The 16410-nt window shown below is 74.4% G+C and carries 17 protein-coding genes; 7 read left to right on the forward strand and 10 right to left on the reverse strand.

Annotated features, from left to right (window positions below; translation table 11 throughout):
• Positions 1–16: 16 nt before the first annotated feature.
• A complete protein-coding gene (locus ACPPVS_RS18075) occupies positions 17–439 on the forward strand; it encodes a phage holin family protein (protein WP_426593624.1) in 423 nt (140 codons plus the stop codon).
• On the opposite strand, the gene ACPPVS_RS18080 is transcribed toward ACPPVS_RS18075, so the two are convergent.
• The 7 genes from ACPPVS_RS18080 to ACPPVS_RS18110 form a co-directional block, all read right to left on the reverse strand.
• The gene (locus ACPPVS_RS18080; protein ID WP_426593625.1) at positions 436–1833 is read right to left on the reverse strand and encodes a hypothetical protein; all 1398 of its coding nucleotides are present in this window, start codon (positions 1831–1833) and stop codon (positions 436–438) included. The two genes, ACPPVS_RS18075 and ACPPVS_RS18080, sit on opposite strands and share 4 nt — an antisense overlap.
• On the reverse strand, positions 1833–2048 hold the full coding sequence (locus ACPPVS_RS18085; protein WP_426593626.1) for a hypothetical protein: 216 nt from the start codon (positions 2046–2048) through the stop codon (positions 1833–1835). Before ACPPVS_RS18085 ends, ACPPVS_RS18080 begins: the two co-directional genes overlap by 1 nt.
• Positions 2049–2126: 78 nt before the next feature.
• Positions 2127–2681, reverse strand: a complete 555-nt coding sequence (locus ACPPVS_RS18090; protein WP_426593627.1) for a hypothetical protein — start codon at positions 2679–2681, stop codon at positions 2127–2129.
• Positions 2678–3952, reverse strand: coding sequence for a DUF58 domain-containing protein (locus ACPPVS_RS18095; protein ID WP_426593628.1), 1275 nt, complete (start codon positions 3950–3952; stop codon positions 2678–2680). Before ACPPVS_RS18095 ends, ACPPVS_RS18090 begins: the two co-directional genes overlap by 4 nt.
• Before the next feature lie 2 nt (positions 3953–3954).
• Complete coding sequence (locus ACPPVS_RS18100) at positions 3955–4929, reverse strand: AAA family ATPase (protein ID WP_426593630.1); 975 nt, start codon at positions 4927–4929, stop codon at positions 3955–3957.
• Complete coding sequence (locus tag ACPPVS_RS18105; RefSeq protein WP_426593631.1) at positions 4926–5399, reverse strand: hypothetical protein; 474 nt, start codon at positions 5397–5399, stop codon at positions 4926–4928. Before ACPPVS_RS18105 ends, ACPPVS_RS18100 begins: the two co-directional genes overlap by 4 nt.
• Positions 5396–6094 carry a DUF4129 domain-containing protein gene (locus tag ACPPVS_RS18110; RefSeq protein ID WP_426593632.1) on the reverse strand — a complete coding sequence of 233 codons (699 nt, stop codon included), beginning with the start codon at positions 6092–6094 and terminating at the stop codon, positions 5396–5398. Before ACPPVS_RS18110 ends, ACPPVS_RS18105 begins: the two co-directional genes overlap by 4 nt.
• Before the next feature lie 156 nt (positions 6095–6250).
• Between ACPPVS_RS18110 and purB the strand changes: the two genes are divergently transcribed.
• Both purB and ACPPVS_RS18120 read left to right on the forward strand, forming a co-directional pair.
• Positions 6251–7681, forward strand: a complete 1431-nt coding sequence (gene purB, locus ACPPVS_RS18115; protein ID WP_426593633.1) for an adenylosuccinate lyase — start codon at positions 6251–6253, stop codon at positions 7679–7681.
• A gap of 224 nt (positions 7682–7905) precedes the next feature.
• The gene (locus tag ACPPVS_RS18120; RefSeq protein WP_426596024.1) at positions 7906–8760 is read left to right on the forward strand and encodes a hypothetical protein; all 855 of its coding nucleotides are present in this window, start codon (positions 7906–7908) and stop codon (positions 8758–8760) included.
• A gap of 111 nt (positions 8761–8871) precedes the next feature.
• On the opposite strand, the gene ACPPVS_RS18125 is transcribed toward ACPPVS_RS18120, so the two are convergent.
• The 3 genes from ACPPVS_RS18125 to ACPPVS_RS18135 all read right to left on the reverse strand — a co-directional run bounded on the left by ACPPVS_RS18125 (position 8872) and on the right by ACPPVS_RS18135 (position 12090).
• On the reverse strand, positions 8872–9525 hold the full coding sequence (locus tag ACPPVS_RS18125; protein WP_426593634.1) for a response regulator: 654 nt from the start codon (positions 9523–9525) through the stop codon (positions 8872–8874).
• Complete coding sequence (locus ACPPVS_RS18130) at positions 9522–10778, reverse strand: histidine kinase (protein WP_426593635.1); 1257 nt, start codon at positions 10776–10778, stop codon at positions 9522–9524. The genes ACPPVS_RS18125 and ACPPVS_RS18130 overlap by 4 nt, the downstream gene beginning before the upstream one ends.
• Positions 10779–10857: 79 nt before the next feature.
• On the reverse strand, positions 10858–12090 hold the full coding sequence (locus ACPPVS_RS18135) for a glutamyl-tRNA reductase (RefSeq protein WP_426593637.1): 1233 nt from the start codon (positions 12088–12090) through the stop codon (positions 10858–10860).
• Between the two features lie 46 nt (positions 12091–12136).
• Between ACPPVS_RS18135 and hemE the strand changes: the two genes are divergently transcribed.
• The 4 genes from hemE (at position 12137) to ACPPVS_RS18155 (ending at position 16387) form a co-directional block, all read left to right on the forward strand.
• A complete protein-coding gene (hemE, locus tag ACPPVS_RS18140) occupies positions 12137–13195 on the forward strand; it encodes a uroporphyrinogen decarboxylase (protein ID WP_426593638.1) in 1059 nt (352 codons plus the stop codon).
• Between the two features lies 1 nt (position 13196).
• A complete protein-coding gene (locus ACPPVS_RS18145; RefSeq protein ID WP_426593639.1) occupies positions 13197–14501 on the forward strand; it encodes a protoporphyrinogen/coproporphyrinogen oxidase in 1305 nt (434 codons plus the stop codon).
• Between the two features lie 177 nt (positions 14502–14678).
• Positions 14679–15599 (forward strand): hydroxymethylbilane synthase, encoded by a 921-nt coding sequence (hemC, locus tag ACPPVS_RS18150; protein ID WP_426593640.1) that lies wholly within the window; start codon positions 14679–14681, stop codon positions 15597–15599.
• A complete protein-coding gene (locus tag ACPPVS_RS18155) occupies positions 15596–16387 on the forward strand; it encodes a uroporphyrinogen-III synthase (protein WP_426593641.1) in 792 nt (263 codons plus the stop codon). The genes hemC and ACPPVS_RS18155 overlap by 4 nt, the downstream gene beginning before the upstream one ends.
• The last annotated feature ends 23 nt before the right edge of the window (positions 16388–16410 follow it).

Here is a 16410-nt window from a genome sequence, read left to right on the forward strand (position 1 = left end):
TGGCAGGATCAGGCGCATGGCCTTCGTGCTCCGCGTCCTCATCAACGGCGTCGCCATCTGGTTCGCCCAGCTGGTTCTGCCCGGCCTGTCGATCGTCGGTGCCGACACCGGCTGGCAGCAGGCGGGCATCATCCTGCTGGTCGCGCTCGTGTTCGGCATCGTCAACGCCATCGTCAAGCCGATCGTCGCGTTCCTGTCGATCCCGCTGTACATCCTGACGCTCGGCCTGTTCAGCATCATCGTGAACGCGCTCATGCTCATGCTCACCGCGTGGATCACGGAGGCGACCGGCTGGGGCCTGCGGATCGCGAACTTCGGCACCGCCTGCTGGGCCGCGATCATCGTCTCGATCGTCAGCCTCGTGCTCTCCGTGCTGATCCCCGGACCCCGCGGGCAGGGACAGCAGGTCCAGGCCAGCTACTACAGCAGCAACGGCTAGGGCATCGGGCTGATCGTCGCCGGGACCGACCGCACGATCGCCGGGTCTCGTGTCGCCTCGAACTGGACCGTGACGGCCGTGGTTCCCGGGGGCCCGAGCACCGACGACACGGCCGCGCTGTAGGAGTCGTCGGGGACCGGCAGGGACGCGGTCTCGATGTAGCCGTCGAGCTCGTGAGCGGCGGCAGGGCCCGGCGCCCCCGGCAGGTCCTCCCGCAGCACCGTGACGTCGGCGTTCGACCGGTCGGGCGAGCCGTCGGTCTGCGGCACCAGGTCCTCGTCGTGCCGGTAGTTGCGCACGGCGACGCCCGGCGGAGGCTGGTGGGGGATGTCCGGTGATCCGGCCGTGGCGACCGCGGCGATCGTGAAGGCGCTGCCGACGGCGGCCGCCACGGACATCGCGACCATCCCACCCTGGCTGTGCCCCGCGAGCATGACCGGCTCGTCCGGTCGGATCCCCGCCCGCTGCATCGACTCCACGACGGCGTCGGTCATGTCGTCCGGCAGGCCGGCCATCAGCCGCAGGTTGCCGGTCATGTCCAGCGGGTCGTGCTGGTTGAAGCCCCAGACCTCCGTACCGGGTACCTCGACGACCCACGTACGCGTCCCGTCGGGGTGCGTGAGCTGCTGGACCGAGACGAGCCCCGGCGGTGTCCCCGTGCCCGCCGTGTCGTAGGACGCCAGCACGTTGCGGAACACGTCGGCGGTGTCCCGCGGCGCGGGCAGCTGGGGCGGGTCGTCACGCGGGACGACGACGGTCGGACCGGCGGGCGGCAACGCCCCGGCGAGCATCGCGGCCGTCGCGGGCACCGCCCCGAGCGTCGGCAGCTGGTGGCCGGCCGTGACCGCCCGTAGGAACGACGCCGCCGCCAGCATCACGAGCTCGGCTCGGCCGTCTGCGGTCAGCTCGCCCACGGACTCCAGCGGTCCGGCGCGGTGCAGCAGACGGCTGAGCAGCTCGGTCTCCGCCAGCACGGGCAGCACCAGACCGACCTTGGGCACGATGCTGACGGCCGACGCGGCCAGCAGGAGCGGGTTCTCGCCCAGCTCGTTCGCGCAGACCACGATCACGTGCCGGAGGGCATCGGTCGACACCGACTCGGCGCCGTCGTACACCCTCACCACCTGCCGCAGCCGACGGGCGATGTCCCGCACGTCGTCGGCGGCGTGCCCGTGGAGCCTCCGTGCCGCGATCAGTGCGCGCTGCGCCGACACGGCGGCGGGATCCCCGAGGGGTCGCTGCGCGCACGCGACCGACCCGCGGTCCAGGGCGGACCGCGCGGAGTCGAGCTGCTCGGCCGCACGCCGAAGCACCCGGTCGACGGCCGCGAGCTCGTCGAGGTCCGCCGTCGTCGGCCCGGAGCCGCCCACCAGCCGGTAGTCGCCGTCGCCCATCAGCTGCGGTCCACACCGGCCGCCAGGACGGCGGCCGACTCGGACTGCGCCCGCGCCAGCCGGACGAGCCGGGCGGCGTCGGCGAGCGCCGAGCGGTAGAGGGCCGCCGCTCCCGACGACCAGGTCACCTGCTGCGCGCGGACGAGCGCATCGAGCGCGTGGTCGGCGTCGAGGATCGCCGCCCGCACCGAAGGTCCCACCGCGTCGTCGTCCACGGGATCGACGCTAGGCGGGCGGGTGGTCCCCGGACGGGCGGGATGCGGCACGCGGCGGGACGGTGGGCTGGGGGCGGCTCACGGCTCCGTCGACGCGCGTGGCAGCACGAGCACGGTCGTCGCCATCGCGCAGACGGCGGCGAGCGCGCGCCACACGTCGCCCGACGCGGCTCCCGCGACGGCCATCGCCACCGTCGCCAGGGCCAGCGCGAAGACCTGCACGACGGCGACGTCCCGCAGCCCCCGACCGATCACCGCCCACTCGATCGACGCGCGCCAGGTGGTGCGAGCCGCCAGCGCGGCCGTCCACAGCGTGAGGTGTACCAGGACGACCAGCGCCAGCACGGCCGGCAGCGACGGTGCGGCGAACACGAACACCCGCACGCCCGCGATCGCGACGACGAGCCCCGCGAGGCCGACCTCCGGCCGCAGCACGACGGCGACGACCACCGCGAACAACGCCGCCGCCACCAGTCCGTGCGCGCCCGGTCCGGGTCCGGCGAAGGCGACCACGAGCGTCGCGAGACCGAGCACGCCGAGCGCGACCCGGACGACCGCAGCGGGCACGCTCGGCCCGATGGGTACGACGACCTCGCGGGACGAGCGGTCCGCCGGCACGAACGGGATCCTCATCGCGACGCCCCCGCCCGCCGCTGGGTGCGCCGCGCGAGCCCGGCGAGGGCGACCGACGGCGCGTCCCGCCACGCGACCAGCTCGACGTCCTGGTCCGCCAGGCCCGCGAGCCGGTCCTCGCGGGCGATCCGGAGCAGGCGCAGCGCGAGGCGCTCACGCTCGGCCAGGTGCACGTCACGGAGCGTCGGCAGGACGTCGACGGCCACCACCCGGTGCCCGGCGCGACGCCACGTGGTGGCGACCACGGCGGCCTCGTCGTCGAGGAACGTGGAGAACAGCCACACGAGCGCGCCGGACGGGATCCGGGGCGGACGCAGCCGGCGCAGCGGCTCGCCCTCCGGGTGCGTGAGCGCGAGGGCGTGCCGGATGCGGGACAGCTGTCGGCGACCGCCGCCGGGCGGCAGCGGCCGGCGGACCATGCCCAGGTCGTCGAGCCCGACGCGGTCCCCCTGACCGAGGAACCCGGAGGCCACCGACGCCGCCGCCTGCCGGGCGAGGTCCAACGACGTCGGGTCCTGCGGCCGCGGTGCGGTGGAGCCGCGCCACGTCATGGGGTCGGGACCCACCTCGTCGCGAGAGTCGACGACGAGCACCACCACCGCCTCCGCGAGCGCGTGCTCACGGCGCACGTAGAGCTCGTGCAGGTCGGGCGCGCGGCGGGCGGTGACGCGCCAGTCGATGCGCCGCAGCCGGTCACCGGGCGCGTACGGGTGCACGTCGCGCAGGCCGCCGCCCTCGCCCGGTCGGCGCGACTCGTGCGCTCCGGTCAGCCCGCGCAGCCGGGGCGGCAGCGGCAGGTCGCCGAGCGGTCGCGGGGCGGGCAGGACGAGGGCGGTCCGCGACGAGGGCTCCGACGGCTCGGACACGCTCGCCGCTCCCGGTCCGACGCCCTGCGCATCGACGACCGCGACCTCCTGGGGGCCGGTCCGGACGGTGTGCACCGTGACCGGCAGGCGACGGGACCCGTCGACGGCCACGAGGACCTCGGCCACGTCGCGCAGCCCTCGTCGGACCCCGACCAGAGCGATCGGACCCGGTGAGGCGACGACCGCCTCCACCCGCAGCGTCCCGGGGACCGGGATCTGGGTCGACGCCTCGACGTGCACCGCCGGATCGGTGGACGGCCTGCGTCGCCAGTCCCAGAAGCCCGCCACCACCGGCGCCGCCCCGAGCACGGCCACGTCGGGACGCCCGGCGAACGCGCCCACGACGACGAGACCGAGGCCGACGACGACCCCGACCAGCGTCGTCCGGGAGCGGCTCCAGTCCACGGTCAGACCGTGCGCCGCGTCGTCGTCGGACCGGCCACGCGCGCGAGCACGTCGGTCACCACCCCCGAGGGCGCGGCGCCGGTAGCCCACGCCTGCGGGGTCAGCGACAGCCGGTGCGCGAGGGCCGGCACGGCGACCGCCTTGACGTCCTCGGGCGTCACGAAGTCCCGCCCGTGGAGCACCGCGAGCGACCGCGCGACGAGCACGAGCGCCTGCGACCCGCGCGGCGACGCACCGACCTCGACCGAGTCGTGCGCGCGGGTGGCCGACGCGAGGTCGACGCAGTACCGCAGGATGTCGCCCTCGACGCTGACCGCCTCGACGCCCGCCTGCATGGCGAGCAGGGTCTCGGAGTCGACGATCCTGCGCACCGACCCCACCTCGGTGCGGCGCGCGAGCCTGCGTGACAGCACGTCGACCTCGTCGTCGCGACCCGGGTACCCGACCGCCAGCCGCACCATGAACCGGTCGAGCTGGGCCTCCGGCAGCGGATAGGTCCCCTCGTACTCGACGGGGTTGGACGTCGCGACCACGTGGAACGGCTCGGGCAGCGGGTAGGTGGTCCCGTCGACCGTCACCTGCCGCTCGGCCATCGCCTCCAGCAGCGCCGACTGCGTCTTCGGGGCGGTGCGGTTGATCTCGTCGGCAAGAAGGAGCCCGGCGAACACGGGACCCGGCCGGAAGGTGAAGCTCGACGTCGACGGGTCGAACACGCTCGACCCCGTGATGTCCGACGGCAGCAGGTCGGGCGTGCACTGCACGCGCCGGAACGTCAGGCCCAGGGCGGTGGCCAGGCTGCGGGCGGCGAGCGTCTTGCCCAGCCCGGGCACGTCCTCGAAGAGCACGTGCCCGCCCGCCAGGACGGCCGCGAGCGCGGCGGTCAACGGGTCGCGCATGCCGACGACGAGCGTCGCGACCTCGTCGAGGATCGCGCCACCCCGCTCGGCCACCTGCGCGACGGTCAGTGTCTCGGTCATGTGTCCCCGCTCTTCCTCGTGGTGCCGATCCGTTCGAGCGCGTCGATCGCCTGTCTGACCTCGGACATCTTCGGGTGCGGCGACCCCGTGCGAGTGAGCGTACGGAAGGCCCGGTCGCCGACGAGGTCCCGGATCGCGCGGGCGTCGGCGTCCTCACCCAGGACGAGCCCGTGGCGCGCCAACCGGCTCCGGGCCACCTCGCGCACGCGCCGCAGGGCGCGTTCGCCGACGCGTCCGTCGCGTCCCACCATCGCCCACGCCAGCTCCTGCACCTCACCGCGCGCGCCGTGCCGCCGGTCGAACCGCGGCCGGTCGAACTCCGGGTCGGCCCGCGGTTCGAGCCGCGTGAGCACGAGCACGCCCGCGACGGCTGCGACACCGACGAGCGCGACCGTGACGTACGAGAAGCCGGCGAGCAGCGCGACCACCACCGCGGCCGCGAACGCGACGTAGGGCCGCCAGTCCCTCATGTCTCCAGCCCCTGCGCGATCGTCGCCAGGCTGCTCCTGGCCCGGTCCACGTCGGCCTGCGTCAGCCGGTGCTCGCTGTACCGGGCGGCGAGGTAGAGGTCGAGCAGCTCCTGTGCCGCGCGCGGGTCGGCGTGCGTGCTGCCCAGCACCTCGAGCGTGAACTCGGTCGCCGTCTGCGCGCGGTCCCGGGGGATGCCGGACCGCTCCGCCGACGACTCCAGCGCCACCCACGCCGCGATCACGGCATCGCCCGGCGGCACCTCCTGCTCCAGCACCTGCGCCGCCTGCGTCGCCCCGGCCCGCATCGCCGCCGTCGCGACGTCGACCACGTCCCCCTCGAGGCCGATGTCCGGGTCGGCCGCGTCGACGTCCCGACCGGCCTGGCGCTCACGCAGCTTCTGGGCCAGCCGACCGATCACCAGACCCAGGACGACGACCGCCACCAGGGCCAGCACGGCGAGGATCACGAAGAAGATCCAGCGCTCCTGGCTGAGCGGCATGACCTCCCGCGCGGCGCCCGTGGAGCTCGGGTGGGACTCCTGGCTCGGCACGGGGGGTGTGATCACCGGCGGCGTCACGTCGGGCACGAACCGGTGCCCGGGCTGCCACGGCCCGGCGAGCGCCGCCATGACGACCGCGACCCCCACGAGCGCGCCGACCACGAGCACCGGGCCGGGCCTTCGCGAGGGCGTCACCTGGCTCCTGTTCCACGGACCGGCGGGTGGCTGGATCCCGGACAGGCTACTGACTCCGCAGGTCGCGAGAGGGCCCGACCCGCGAACGCCCGCCGCGCACCGGCGGGCGACGCCGGCCGCGGACGGTGCCGACGGAGGGAACTCCACCCTGGGATGATGGGGGGCATGACCCGTGTCCGCCTCGCCGACGTCGCACCCGCCATCGCCCTCGGGCCGCTGGACGGCCGCTACCGTGCCGCGGTCGCACCGCTCGTCGACCACCTGAGCGAGGCGGCGCTGAACCGCGAGCGCGTGCACGTCGAGGTCGAGTGGCTGATCCACCTGACGACGAACCGCGTGGTGCCGGGCGCCCCGACGCTCACCGACGCTGACCGGGACTACCTGCGCGCCGTCGTCGCGACCTTCGGGCCCGACGAGGTCGCCGAGCTGGCCGAGATCGAGCGGGTCACCGTGCACGACGTCAAGGCGGTCGAGTACTTCCTCAAGAAGCGCCTGGCCGACGCGCCCGCCGGTTCCGCGTTGCACGACGTCGGTGAGCTCGTGCACTTCGCCTGCACCAGCGAGGACATCAACAACCTGTCCTACGCGCTGATGGTCCGTGGCGCGGTGACGCAGGTCTGGCTGCCCAGCGCGCGGGCGCTCACCGACCAGGTCGCGGCGCTCGCCCGGGAGGAGGCCGAGCAGCCGATGCTCGCCCTCACGCACGGGCAGCCGGCCACGCCTACCACGCTCGGCAAGGAGCTCGCAGTCCTCGCGCACCGGCTCGACAGGCAGCTGAGGCGCATCGCGAACGACGAGTACCTGGGCAAGCTCAACGGTGCGACCGGCACGTTCGGTGCGCACGTCGTCGCGGTCCCGGACGCCGACTGGCCGACCGTGAGCCGGACGTTCGTCGAGCACCTCGGCCTCGTCTGGAACCCGCTGACCACGCAGATCGAGTCGCACGACTGGCAGGCCGAGCTGTACGCGGACGTCGCGCGGTTCAACCGGGTGCTGCACAACCTGGCGACGGACGTGTGGACCTACATCTCCCGCGGCGTCTTCATCCAGATCCCGGTGGCCGGCGCCACGGGGAGCTCGACCATGCCGCACAAGGTCAACCCGATCCGGTTCGAGAACGGCGAGGCCAACCTCGAGCTCTCGTCGGCGCTCCTGGACACCTTGGCCAGCACGCTGGTGACCAGCCGGCTGCAGCGCGACCTGACCGACTCCACCACGCAGCGCAACATCGGGCCCGCGTTCGGGCACTCCCTGCTCGCCATCGACAACGTGTCCCGCGGGCTGCGCGCCCTGTCGGTCGACCGGGTCCTGCTGGCGCGCGAGCTCGACGAGAACTGGGAGGTCCTCGGCGAGCCGGTCCAGTCGGCGATGCGGGCGGCCTCCGTCGCGGGCGTCACCGGCATGGAGAACCCGTACGAGCGGCTCAAGGAGCTGACGCGCGGCCGGCGCCTGACGGCCGACGACATGCGCGAGTTCATCGGCGGGCTCGGGCTGCCCGACGACGTCGCGGCACGCCTGTCGGAGCTGACGCCGGCCTCGTACACGGGGATCGCCGCGGCACTCGTCGGGACCTACCTGCCCGACTGACCCCTTTTGCCCGTGTTTTGGCAGAAGTTTTCACTCGTTCGGGATCGCTCCCATGAGACGCCAGCAGCGCTCTGACCTGCTATGTCACCCGGAATTGTGTCGCCATCTGGACAGGTGCCCGGTAGGGCCTGCACAATCGTGCACCGACCCGTCTGATTCATCCGGTTCGTCCCCTCGATCCATCCAGCTCACCCCCTCTGGCAAGGATGCCCATCGTGACGCTCATGCAGAAAGCGATCACGCCAGCGCTCACCCGCGCGCATCTCACCGCGGGTCACGATCGACTGGCGGGATACGTCGTTCGTGCTGAGGACGTCGCGTTCGCGACGACCCCGGCTCAGTTGTTCGAGGTCCACGGCCTCGGCTACGAGGGCTCTCCGTTCAGCCCGTACGACCGGTCCATCGACGTCCTGCGCTTCGAGAGCTCCCCTCAGCTCCAGTACCGCGACGTCCCCGGGTACATCCTTCCGCTCTGGTGGCTGCGCCACTCGCGGATCCCCCCGGGCGCCGAGCTCGTCCGCGTCTACGACAACGGCACGTCCACGCTCCTGGCCCGCTACGGAGACGTCGGCGCCGGCTGGACCGTGACGCAGCTGGGCGCACCGCGGCCCTCGCTCGCCTCGCTGTCGCGCTGCGTCGGGCCGGTGGCCAAGTGGCACGGTGCCTACCTCGAGGCCGACGTCGTCGACAACGGCCACACGGTCGTCCTCGCGCTGGCCAACCCGCCGCTCGCCGAGACCGGCTTCCACCAGTCGGCGTCGGGCCGCTGGTTCCGCCGGGTGGGTCGCGACGAGGTCAGCGAGCTGTTCGAGCTCGACCTCACCGCACGCTGGAACGGCCTGCACGTCCGGGTGGTCGACCAGTGGCAGGACGCGCAGCGCTACGTCGTGGCCCGGATCTCGCATCTGGGCGACGACATCGAGCGCGCCGAACGTCTGCAGCTCAACCGCGTCGAGGCCGGCGTATACGAAGGGATCGTCTACGCTGCGGAGCTGACGGACATCCAGACCAACCAAGTCGTGCCGCACACCTGGGCACCTGGGCCTGCGGCGCAGCAGCAGGTGGTCCGCAGCAGCTGAGTGACAACACCCTGATCTGGGGTCCCGACGACGATGTCGAGGCTCCGACGGGCGCGTGCCGGGCCAGACCCTCCCCCCCGTTCTGGCCCGGCACGCTCCCTGTCCGGATCTCTACGTCGCGTCGGCGTCGTGGACGACGCGGGCCACCTGGACGCGGTTGGTGACGCCCAGCTTGGTGAACAGGCTGCCGATGTGCGTCTTGACCGTGGCCACGCCCATGAACAGGTCGCGGGCGATCTCCGAGTTCGTGCTGCCCTCGCTGACCGCCACCGCCACCTCGCGCTCCCGGTCGGTCAGGCGCGCGAGGGCCGCGCGCGCAGCTCGTCGGCGATCGTCGTCCTGCGGCTTGGTCACCGCGGCGATGAGCTGGGACGTGACGCTGGGCGAGAGCATCGGGTCCCCCGCGGCGACGCGGCGGACCGCCTCGACCAGCTCGGCGGGCGCCGTGTCCTTGAGCAGGAAACCGGACGCGCCGTTCTGCAGGGCCGTGAGCACCATCTCGTCGGTGTCGAACGTGGTGAGCACGATGACCCGGGTGGCCGACGAACGCAGCGCGCGGGTGGCCTGCAGGCCGTCCATCCGCGGCATCCGGATGTCCATGAGGACGACGTCGGGCGCCTCGCGCTCGACCAGAGCGACGCCCGCCGCGCCGTCCGATGCCTCCCCGACGATGTCGATGTCGGGCGCGCCGCCCAGGATCATCCGCAGGCCGGCCAGGACGAGGTGGTCGTCGTCGACGAGCACCACCCGGATCGTCGGGGTCACGCCGGCCACGGCAGCCTCGCCCTCACCAGGAACGACCCATCCGGTTGCCCTCCGTACGTCAGCGCGCCGCCGGCCAGCTCGGCCCTCTCGGTCATGCCCGTCAGTCCCACGCCCGCCGACGACACCGCGCCGACGGCTACACCCATCCGGTTGCGCACCTCGAGCTCGAGGAACCCGCCCGGCTCACCGGCCAGCCGTACCGCGACCGACGCGCCGACCGCGTGCTTGCGCGCGTTGGTGAGCGCCTCCTGGACGATCCGGAACGACGTCCGCGACAGCGTGACCGGGATCTTCGCCAGGTCGCACTCGCGCATGCCGAGCACGTCCAGCTCGACCGACGAACCCGCCTCGCGCGCGTCGGCCAGCAGCGCCGGCAGCTCGGCCAGGGTCGGCTGCGGCGCCTCGACCCCGTCCGACGCCCGCCCGGCCCGCAGCACGCCGAGCACCTGCCGCAGCTCGGAGAGGGCCAGCTGAGCGTTCGCCTGGATCGTCGCCGCCGTCTCTCTCGTCTGCTCCCGGTCGAGGTCCTCGCGGTAGGCGAGCGCGCCGGCGTGCATCGCGACCAGCGAGATCCGGTGCGCCAGCACGTCGTGCATCTCCCGGGCGATCCGCGTGCGCTCCGCGTCCCGCGCGGCCTCCGTCGTCAGCACCTGCTCCCGCTCCGCGTGCGCCACCCGCTCGTGCAGGGACGCGACGAGCTCGCGCCGGGCCCGGACGTAGAAGCCGGTGACGATCGCCAGCCCGAAGATCAGGAGGCTGAACAGCTGGTTGAGCACCAGCTCGTACCAGCTGCCACCCGGGGGCACGACGCCCCGGACATCGGCGAGGACCGTCGAGGCGATGCCCGAGGCCACCCACACGAGGGCCGTGACGATCACCCAGTTCCGACGGCGCCACGTGGCCATCGAGACGACCGCCAGGATCGACGCCCCGACGGCAGCCGTCGAGACCGCGCTGAGCGAGATGATCACGAGCGCGATCACGAACGGTCGCTTGCGCCGCAACGGCAGGAGACCGACCGCCAGGGCCCCGACGAGCAGATCGGCCACCAGCCATGTCCCGATGGAGCGCTGCTCCGCCGCCGACGGCTTCGAGCTCAGCTGCTGGACCGCCTGGGCCACCCACGGCACCAGTCCGCCGAGGACCGCCAGCAGGTAGCGCCACACCCGCGACCACGTCTGCAGCGCCGGGTGCAGCAGCGCCTCGGGCACCGGGGTCACCCGGGCCTCGGCCGCGCTGACGGAGCTGGTCATGCTCGCAGCCTAGGCAGAGCGCCCGCTCGGCGGATCAACCCCTCGGGCTGCCCCGCCTCCCCCGTTCGGAGGAGGGGGTTCAGAGCGTGGGGACCGGGATGGAGGCCAGCTCGGCCAGCGCCTGCGCGTACGTCGTTGCGTCACCGGCCCGGGCGGCCTCGCGGGCGCGGACCGTGGGGCCGTGGAGCACCTCGCGGGTGCGGCGGCGCAGGGCGCGGACCGCGCGCTCGTCGGAGAGGTCCACGAGCTCGCTCTCCAGGCCGCCCAGCACGCGGGTGCGCTCGGCCACGACCGCCGGGTTCCAGTCGCGCACGCGCCGCTCGGCCTCGTAGGCCTCGGCCGCGCCGACGACCACGGCGTGCGCGGCCTGGACGGCGGCGTGCTCGGCGGGGGCGTGCTCGCTCACCGTGTGCAGGCTGACCAGGCGGACGCCGGGCAGGGCGCGGACGCCGGGGTCGACGTCGTGTCGCAGGGCAAGGTCGACCACGGTCAGCGGCCGTGCGCCCGCACTCCTCGCCACCGCCAGGGCGTCGACCCCGAGGACCGCTCCGGCCGCGCCGCTGCAGGCGACGACGAGGTCGACGTCGGACACCTCGGCAGCCAGGTCGGCGCCCGGCGGCAGGGCGTGCACCCCGCGGGCGCTCGCGAACGCACGGGCCCGGCCGGTGGTCGAGTAGACCCGGACGTCGGTGCAGCCGCGGGCCTTGAGCTGGGCCAGCGACGCGCCGGCGTAGGAGCCGGTGCCGATGAGCACGCAGCGCACGGCCGACCAGTCGGGCAGCTGGGCCTCGGCGATGTCGAGCGCGACGCCGACGACGGACCGCCCGGTCGCACCCAGTCCGGTGCGCGCCTCGACGTCCCGCGAGACCCGCGAGGCCGCCTGGAACAGCGACTCGAGACCGCTCGTCGTGGTGCCGTCGCGTCGCGCGGTGGTCAGCGCCCGGCGGACCTGACCGGCGATCTCTCGCTCGCCGACGACCATCGAGTCGAGCCCGCTGGCCACGGCGAACAGGTGCTCGGCGGCGTCGGTGCCGGTCAGCAGGCGGAAGTGGGCGGCCACCTGGTCGGCGGTGTAGCCGGAGCGGCCGGCCACCGTCGCAGCGGCCGCGGTGCGGGCGGTCGGGGCGTGCTCGGCGTCGTCGATCTCGAGGTACAGCTCGAACCGGTTGCACGTCGCCAGGACGACGGCACCGGACACGGACGCGGCGGAGTGCACGAGCTCGGAGGCGACGGCCTGGACGTCCGACGAGAGACGTTCCAGCACATCGAGGTCGAGGTCGTGGTGACTTGCGGCGAGGGACAGCAGCACCACGTGCCCGATTCAATCATCTGTTCATTTGTCCGGCACAATCGCACCTGTGAACCTTCCTTCCTCGCACCCGCTGGTCGACGGTCGAACGACGCATTCTTCGTTGGTTCGCGCATATTCCGGCGACCGCCCCGACCGGCTCCCCGTGTGGTTCATGCGGCAGGCCGGCCGCTCGCTCCCGGAGTACCGGGCGGCGCGCGGCACGACGGCGATGCTCGACGCGTGCCTGACGCCGTCGCTGGCCAGCGAGATCACCCTGCAGCCCGTCCGGCGGCACGGTGTGGACGCCGCGATCTTCTTCTCCGACATCGTCGTGCCGCTCAAGCTCGCGGGTGTCGACGTGGAGATCAAGCCGGGCGTCGGGCCGGTCATGGGCTCGCCCGTGCGCACCTCGGCCGACGTGGCCCGCCTCCGGGACCTCGGGCCGCTCGTCGCGCTGGACCCGGTCTCCGAGGGCGTCGCGCTCACGGTCGAGGCCCTGGGCCAGACCCCGCTGATCGGGTTCGCCGGCGCGCCGTTCACGCTCGCCGCCTACCTCGTCGAGGGCGGTCCGTCGCGCGACCACCTGGCCGCCCGCACGCTCATGCACTCCGACCCGGTCACGTGGGCCGAGCTGACTGACTGGGCGGCCGACGTCACGGGCGCGTTCCTGCGGGCCCAGGTGCTCGCCGGGGCCAGCGCCGCGCAGCTGTTCGACTCGTGGGCGGGCTCGCTCGGCCTGTCGGACTACACGGCGCACGTGGCCCCGGCCTCGGCGCGCGCGCTCGAGAGCGTCGCCGACCTGGGCGTGAAGAAGGTCCACTTCGGCACCGGGACCAGCGAGCTGCTCGTCGCGATGCGTGACGTCGGTGCGGACGTCATCGGCGTCGACTATCGCCTGCACCTCGACGAGGCGAACCGCCGCCTGGGCGGCGCGACTCCCCTGCAGGGCAACATCGACCCGGCCCTGCTCGCCGCGCCGTGGCCCGTCCTCGAGGCCCACGTCCGCGACGTCGTCGCCCGTGGCCAGAGCGCCCCGGCGCACGTGGTGAACCTCGGCCACGGGGTCCCGCCGGACACCGACCCGGTCGTGCTGACCCGCGTGGTCGAGCTGGTCCACGGGCTCTGAGGTGCGCTGGGACGCGATCGTCGTCGGCGGCGGTGTCGCCGGCCTGGTCGCCGCCCGCACGCTGACCGTCGACGGCCTGCGCACCCTCGTCCTGGAGGAACGCGACGAGCCAGGCGGAGCGGTCCGCGGCCACACCGTGGCCGGTCTGCGACTGGACGCCGGTGCGGAGTCGTTCGCCACCCGGGGCGGCGTCGTCGCCGCGCTCGCCGACGAGCTGGGGCTGCCCGTCGTGGGCCCCGAACCCCTCGGCTCGTGGGTGCACCTGGCCTCGGGGGACGGGCCGCTGCCGCGCACCGGGCTGCTCGGCATCCCCGCGCACCCGTGGTCCGCGCGGCGGACGATCGGCGTCGTGGGCGCGCTGCGCGCCTCCCTCGACCTGGTCCTGCCGCGGTCGGCCGACCCGGCCACCCTGGGCGCGCTGGTCCGCCGCCGGATGGGCGCGCGCGTGCTCGACCGCCTCGTCCGGCCGATCGTCGGCGGCGTGCACGCGGCCGACCCGGACGACCTGTCCGTCGACGCCGTCGCGCCCGGGCTGTCGGCGGCACGGAACCGCGGGTCGTTGGCGCGGGCCGTCCGCTCGATGCGCGCGTCGGTGCCTGCGGGGTCGGCGGTGCAGGGTCTGGACGGCGGCATCCACACGCTCGTCGACGCGCTGGTCGCCGACCTGCGGGCCCGCGGTTCGTCGGTCCGCACGGGCGTAGGCGTGACGTCGGTCGAGGCGTCCGGTGACGGCTGGTCGGTCGCCGGTGAGACGGCGCCGCGGCTCGTCCTCGCCACACCCCGCGCACCCGCGCTGCTCGGCCTGGCGACCGGCACACCCGACCCGGGCGCCGACGTCGTCCTCGTCACCCTCGTCCTGGCGGCTCCCGCGCTCGACCACGCGCCGCGTGGGACCGGTGTGTTGGTCTCGCCGGAGGCCACCGATGTCGTCGCCAAGGCCCTCACGCACGCCACGGCCAAGTGGGGGTGGCTGGCCCGCGCGGCCGGCCCCGGGACGCACGTCGTGCGCCTCTCCTACGGGCGGGCCGGATCCCGCACCGACGCGCCGGACCTCGGCCAGGTCCTGCGCGATGCGTCCCGGTTGCTCGGCGTCCCGCTCGACGCGGACCAGCTGCGCGGGCACGCAGTCGTGCGCTGGACGCAGGCGCTCCCGCGTCCGAGCGAGGCGCACCGCGCGGTCGTCGCCGCGGTCCGGTCGGCGGTCGCGGAGCTGCCCGGGGTGGCCGTCTGCGGCGCCTGGGTCGCGGGCAACGGGCTCGCGTCCGTGGTGCCCGACGCGAGCGCCGCGGCGCGTTCTGTGCGGTAGCACGACGTGGTGTTGGTCACGTATTCCTGCCGCATTTTCTGACAACGCGTCGGCAACCGCTCCAAGAATGTCGCGGGTCACATTTTCGGCGCAATGATCTGACAATCTGTCACCACGGGTTTCCTCGGCCGACGGGGCGCTTCGACATCGCCTCCGCGGAGGGGGAGACTGGTCCGCATGGCTGTGCACGTGATCGTCGGGACCCGCGCCAGCGCGCTGGCGGTGACCCAGACCGGTCACGTCGCCGACGCCCTTGCGCGGCTGGGCGACCTGACCCTCGAGACCGTCCACGTCCGCACCGACGGCGACCGCCTGACGGGCTCGCTGTCCAGCCTCGGAGGCACCGGGGTCTTCGTCACCGCGCTGCGCGACGCGCTCCTCGACGGCCGCTGCGACGTGGCCGTGCACTCCCTCAAGGACCTGCCGACCGGCGACGCGCCGGGCCTGGTCATCGGAGCCATCCCGGTGCGTGAGGACCCCGCGGACGCCCTCTGCGCGCGCGACGGCCGCAAGCTCGCCGACCTCGCACCCGGCGCCCGCATCGGCACGGGGTCGCCGCGGCGGCGCGCCCAGCTGCTCGCCGTGCGCCCGGACCTGGACGTGGTCGACATCCGGGGGAACGTCGACACCCGGCTGAGGCGCATCACCGACGACCTCGACGCCGTCATCCTGGCGCGCGCCGGCCTGGCCCGGCTGGGGCGTCTGGACGCCGTGACCGAGGCGTTCGGGCCGGACGTCATGGCGCCGGCCCCGGGCCAGGGCGCGCTGGCCATCGAGGTCCGGTCGGACACGGCCGGACCCCTGGCCGACGCCCTGCGCGCGCTCGACCACCGACCGACCCGCCTGGCGGTCACCGCCGAGCGTGCGCTCCTCGAGCGGCTGGAGGCCGGCTGCGCGGCGCCGATCGGCGCCTGGGCGGCGCTCACCGGCACGAGCCTGCGCCTCGACGCCGTCGTCGCCCGACCGGACGGCTCCGCCACCCTGAGGCTCGGGTCGACGATCGAGGCGAGCACTCCCGACGATGCCCGGCGCCTCGGCGCCTCGCTCGCCGACGAGCTCCTGGCGCACGGTGCTGCCGAGCTGGCGGACCTGCGATGACCGCCCTGCCGCTCACCGGTTGGCGCGTGCTGGTCCCCCGACCCACCGCGGGGCGCAGCCCGGCCGTCGTCGCGCTCGCGGCCGCCGGGGCCGAGGCCGTGGTCGTCCCCCTGATCGAGACCGTGCCCCCCGAGGACCCGACGCCGCTGGCCGACGCCCTGCTCGCCCTCGAGGCCGGCTGGTACGAGTGGTTGGTGGTCTCCAGCGCCGCCGCCGTCCCGATCCTGGTCGAGCACGGGCTGCAGGCCCAGGGCGCCAAGGTCGCGGCCGTCGGGCCGGGCACCGCTCGCGCGCTGCGCGACGCCGACGTCCGCGTCGACCTCGTCCCGCTCAGCGAGTCGACCGCCCGCGCGCTCGTCGCGCAGTTCCCGGCCCCGGGCGGCACCGGGCGCATCCTGTTCCCCCGCGGCGACCTGGCCGCCCCCACGCTCGCCGACGGTCTGCGCGCCCGCGGCTGGCAGGTCGACGACGTCGTCGCCTACCGCACGGTCTCCGCCGAGGCGCCGAGCGCCGAGGTCCGCGAGGCGTGGGTCGACGGCACGATCCGCGGCGCGCTGCTCACCTCCGCGAGCACCGTCCGGGAGCTCAACACCCAGCTCGGGCCGCCGCCGACGAGCACGCTCCTGGTCGGCATCGGCCCGACCACCGCCGCCGAGGCCGCGCGCCTGGGTCTCCCGCTGGCGGGCGTGGCCACCGAGCAGACCATGACCGGGCTGGTCGACGCACTGGCCAGGGCGGCGAACACCGCGATGCCCGAACAGATCCCCAGCCCCGAGGAGCTCCCGTGAACCGACGCATCCGCCCCCGTCGG

Source organism: Cellulomonas sp. McL0617 (genome assembly GCF_049994875.1).
In the GTDB taxonomy this organism is placed as follows: Bacteria; Actinomycetota; Actinomycetes; order Actinomycetales; family Cellulomonadaceae; genus Cellulomonas.

What these genes read in the sequence shown, in the direction of transcription:
- ACPPVS_RS18075 (WP_426593624.1), top strand. Translation starts at nt 17, where the DNA reads ATGGCCTTCGTGCTCCGCGTCCTCATCAACGGCGTCGCCATCTGGTTC.
- ACPPVS_RS18080 (WP_426593625.1), bottom strand. Translation starts at nt 1,833, where the DNA reads ATGGGCGACGGCGACTACCGGCTGGTGGGCGGCTCCGGGCCGACGACG.
- ACPPVS_RS18090 (WP_426593627.1), bottom strand. Translation starts at nt 2,681, where the DNA reads ATGAGGATCCCGTTCGTGCCGGCGGACCGCTCGTCCCGCGAGGTCGTC.
- ACPPVS_RS18100 (WP_426593630.1), bottom strand. Translation starts at nt 4,929, where the DNA reads ATGACCGAGACACTGACCGTCGCGCAGGTGGCCGAGCGGGGTGGCGCG.
- ACPPVS_RS18105 (WP_426593631.1), bottom strand. Translation starts at nt 5,399, where the DNA reads ATGAGGGACTGGCGGCCCTACGTCGCGTTCGCGGCCGCGGTGGTGGTC.
- purB (WP_426593633.1), top strand. Translation starts at nt 6,251, where the DNA reads ATGGGGGGCATGACCCGTGTCCGCCTCGCCGACGTCGCACCCGCCATC.
- ACPPVS_RS18120 (WP_426596024.1), top strand. Translation starts at nt 7,906, where the DNA reads ATGCAGAAAGCGATCACGCCAGCGCTCACCCGCGCGCATCTCACCGCG.
- ACPPVS_RS18130 (WP_426593635.1), bottom strand. Translation starts at nt 10,778, where the DNA reads ATGACCAGCTCCGTCAGCGCGGCCGAGGCCCGGGTGACCCCGGTGCCC.
- hemC (WP_426593640.1), top strand. Translation starts at nt 14,679, where the DNA reads ATGGCTGTGCACGTGATCGTCGGGACCCGCGCCAGCGCGCTGGCGGTG.
- ACPPVS_RS18155 (WP_426593641.1), top strand. Translation starts at nt 15,596, where the DNA reads ATGACCGCCCTGCCGCTCACCGGTTGGCGCGTGCTGGTCCCCCGACCC.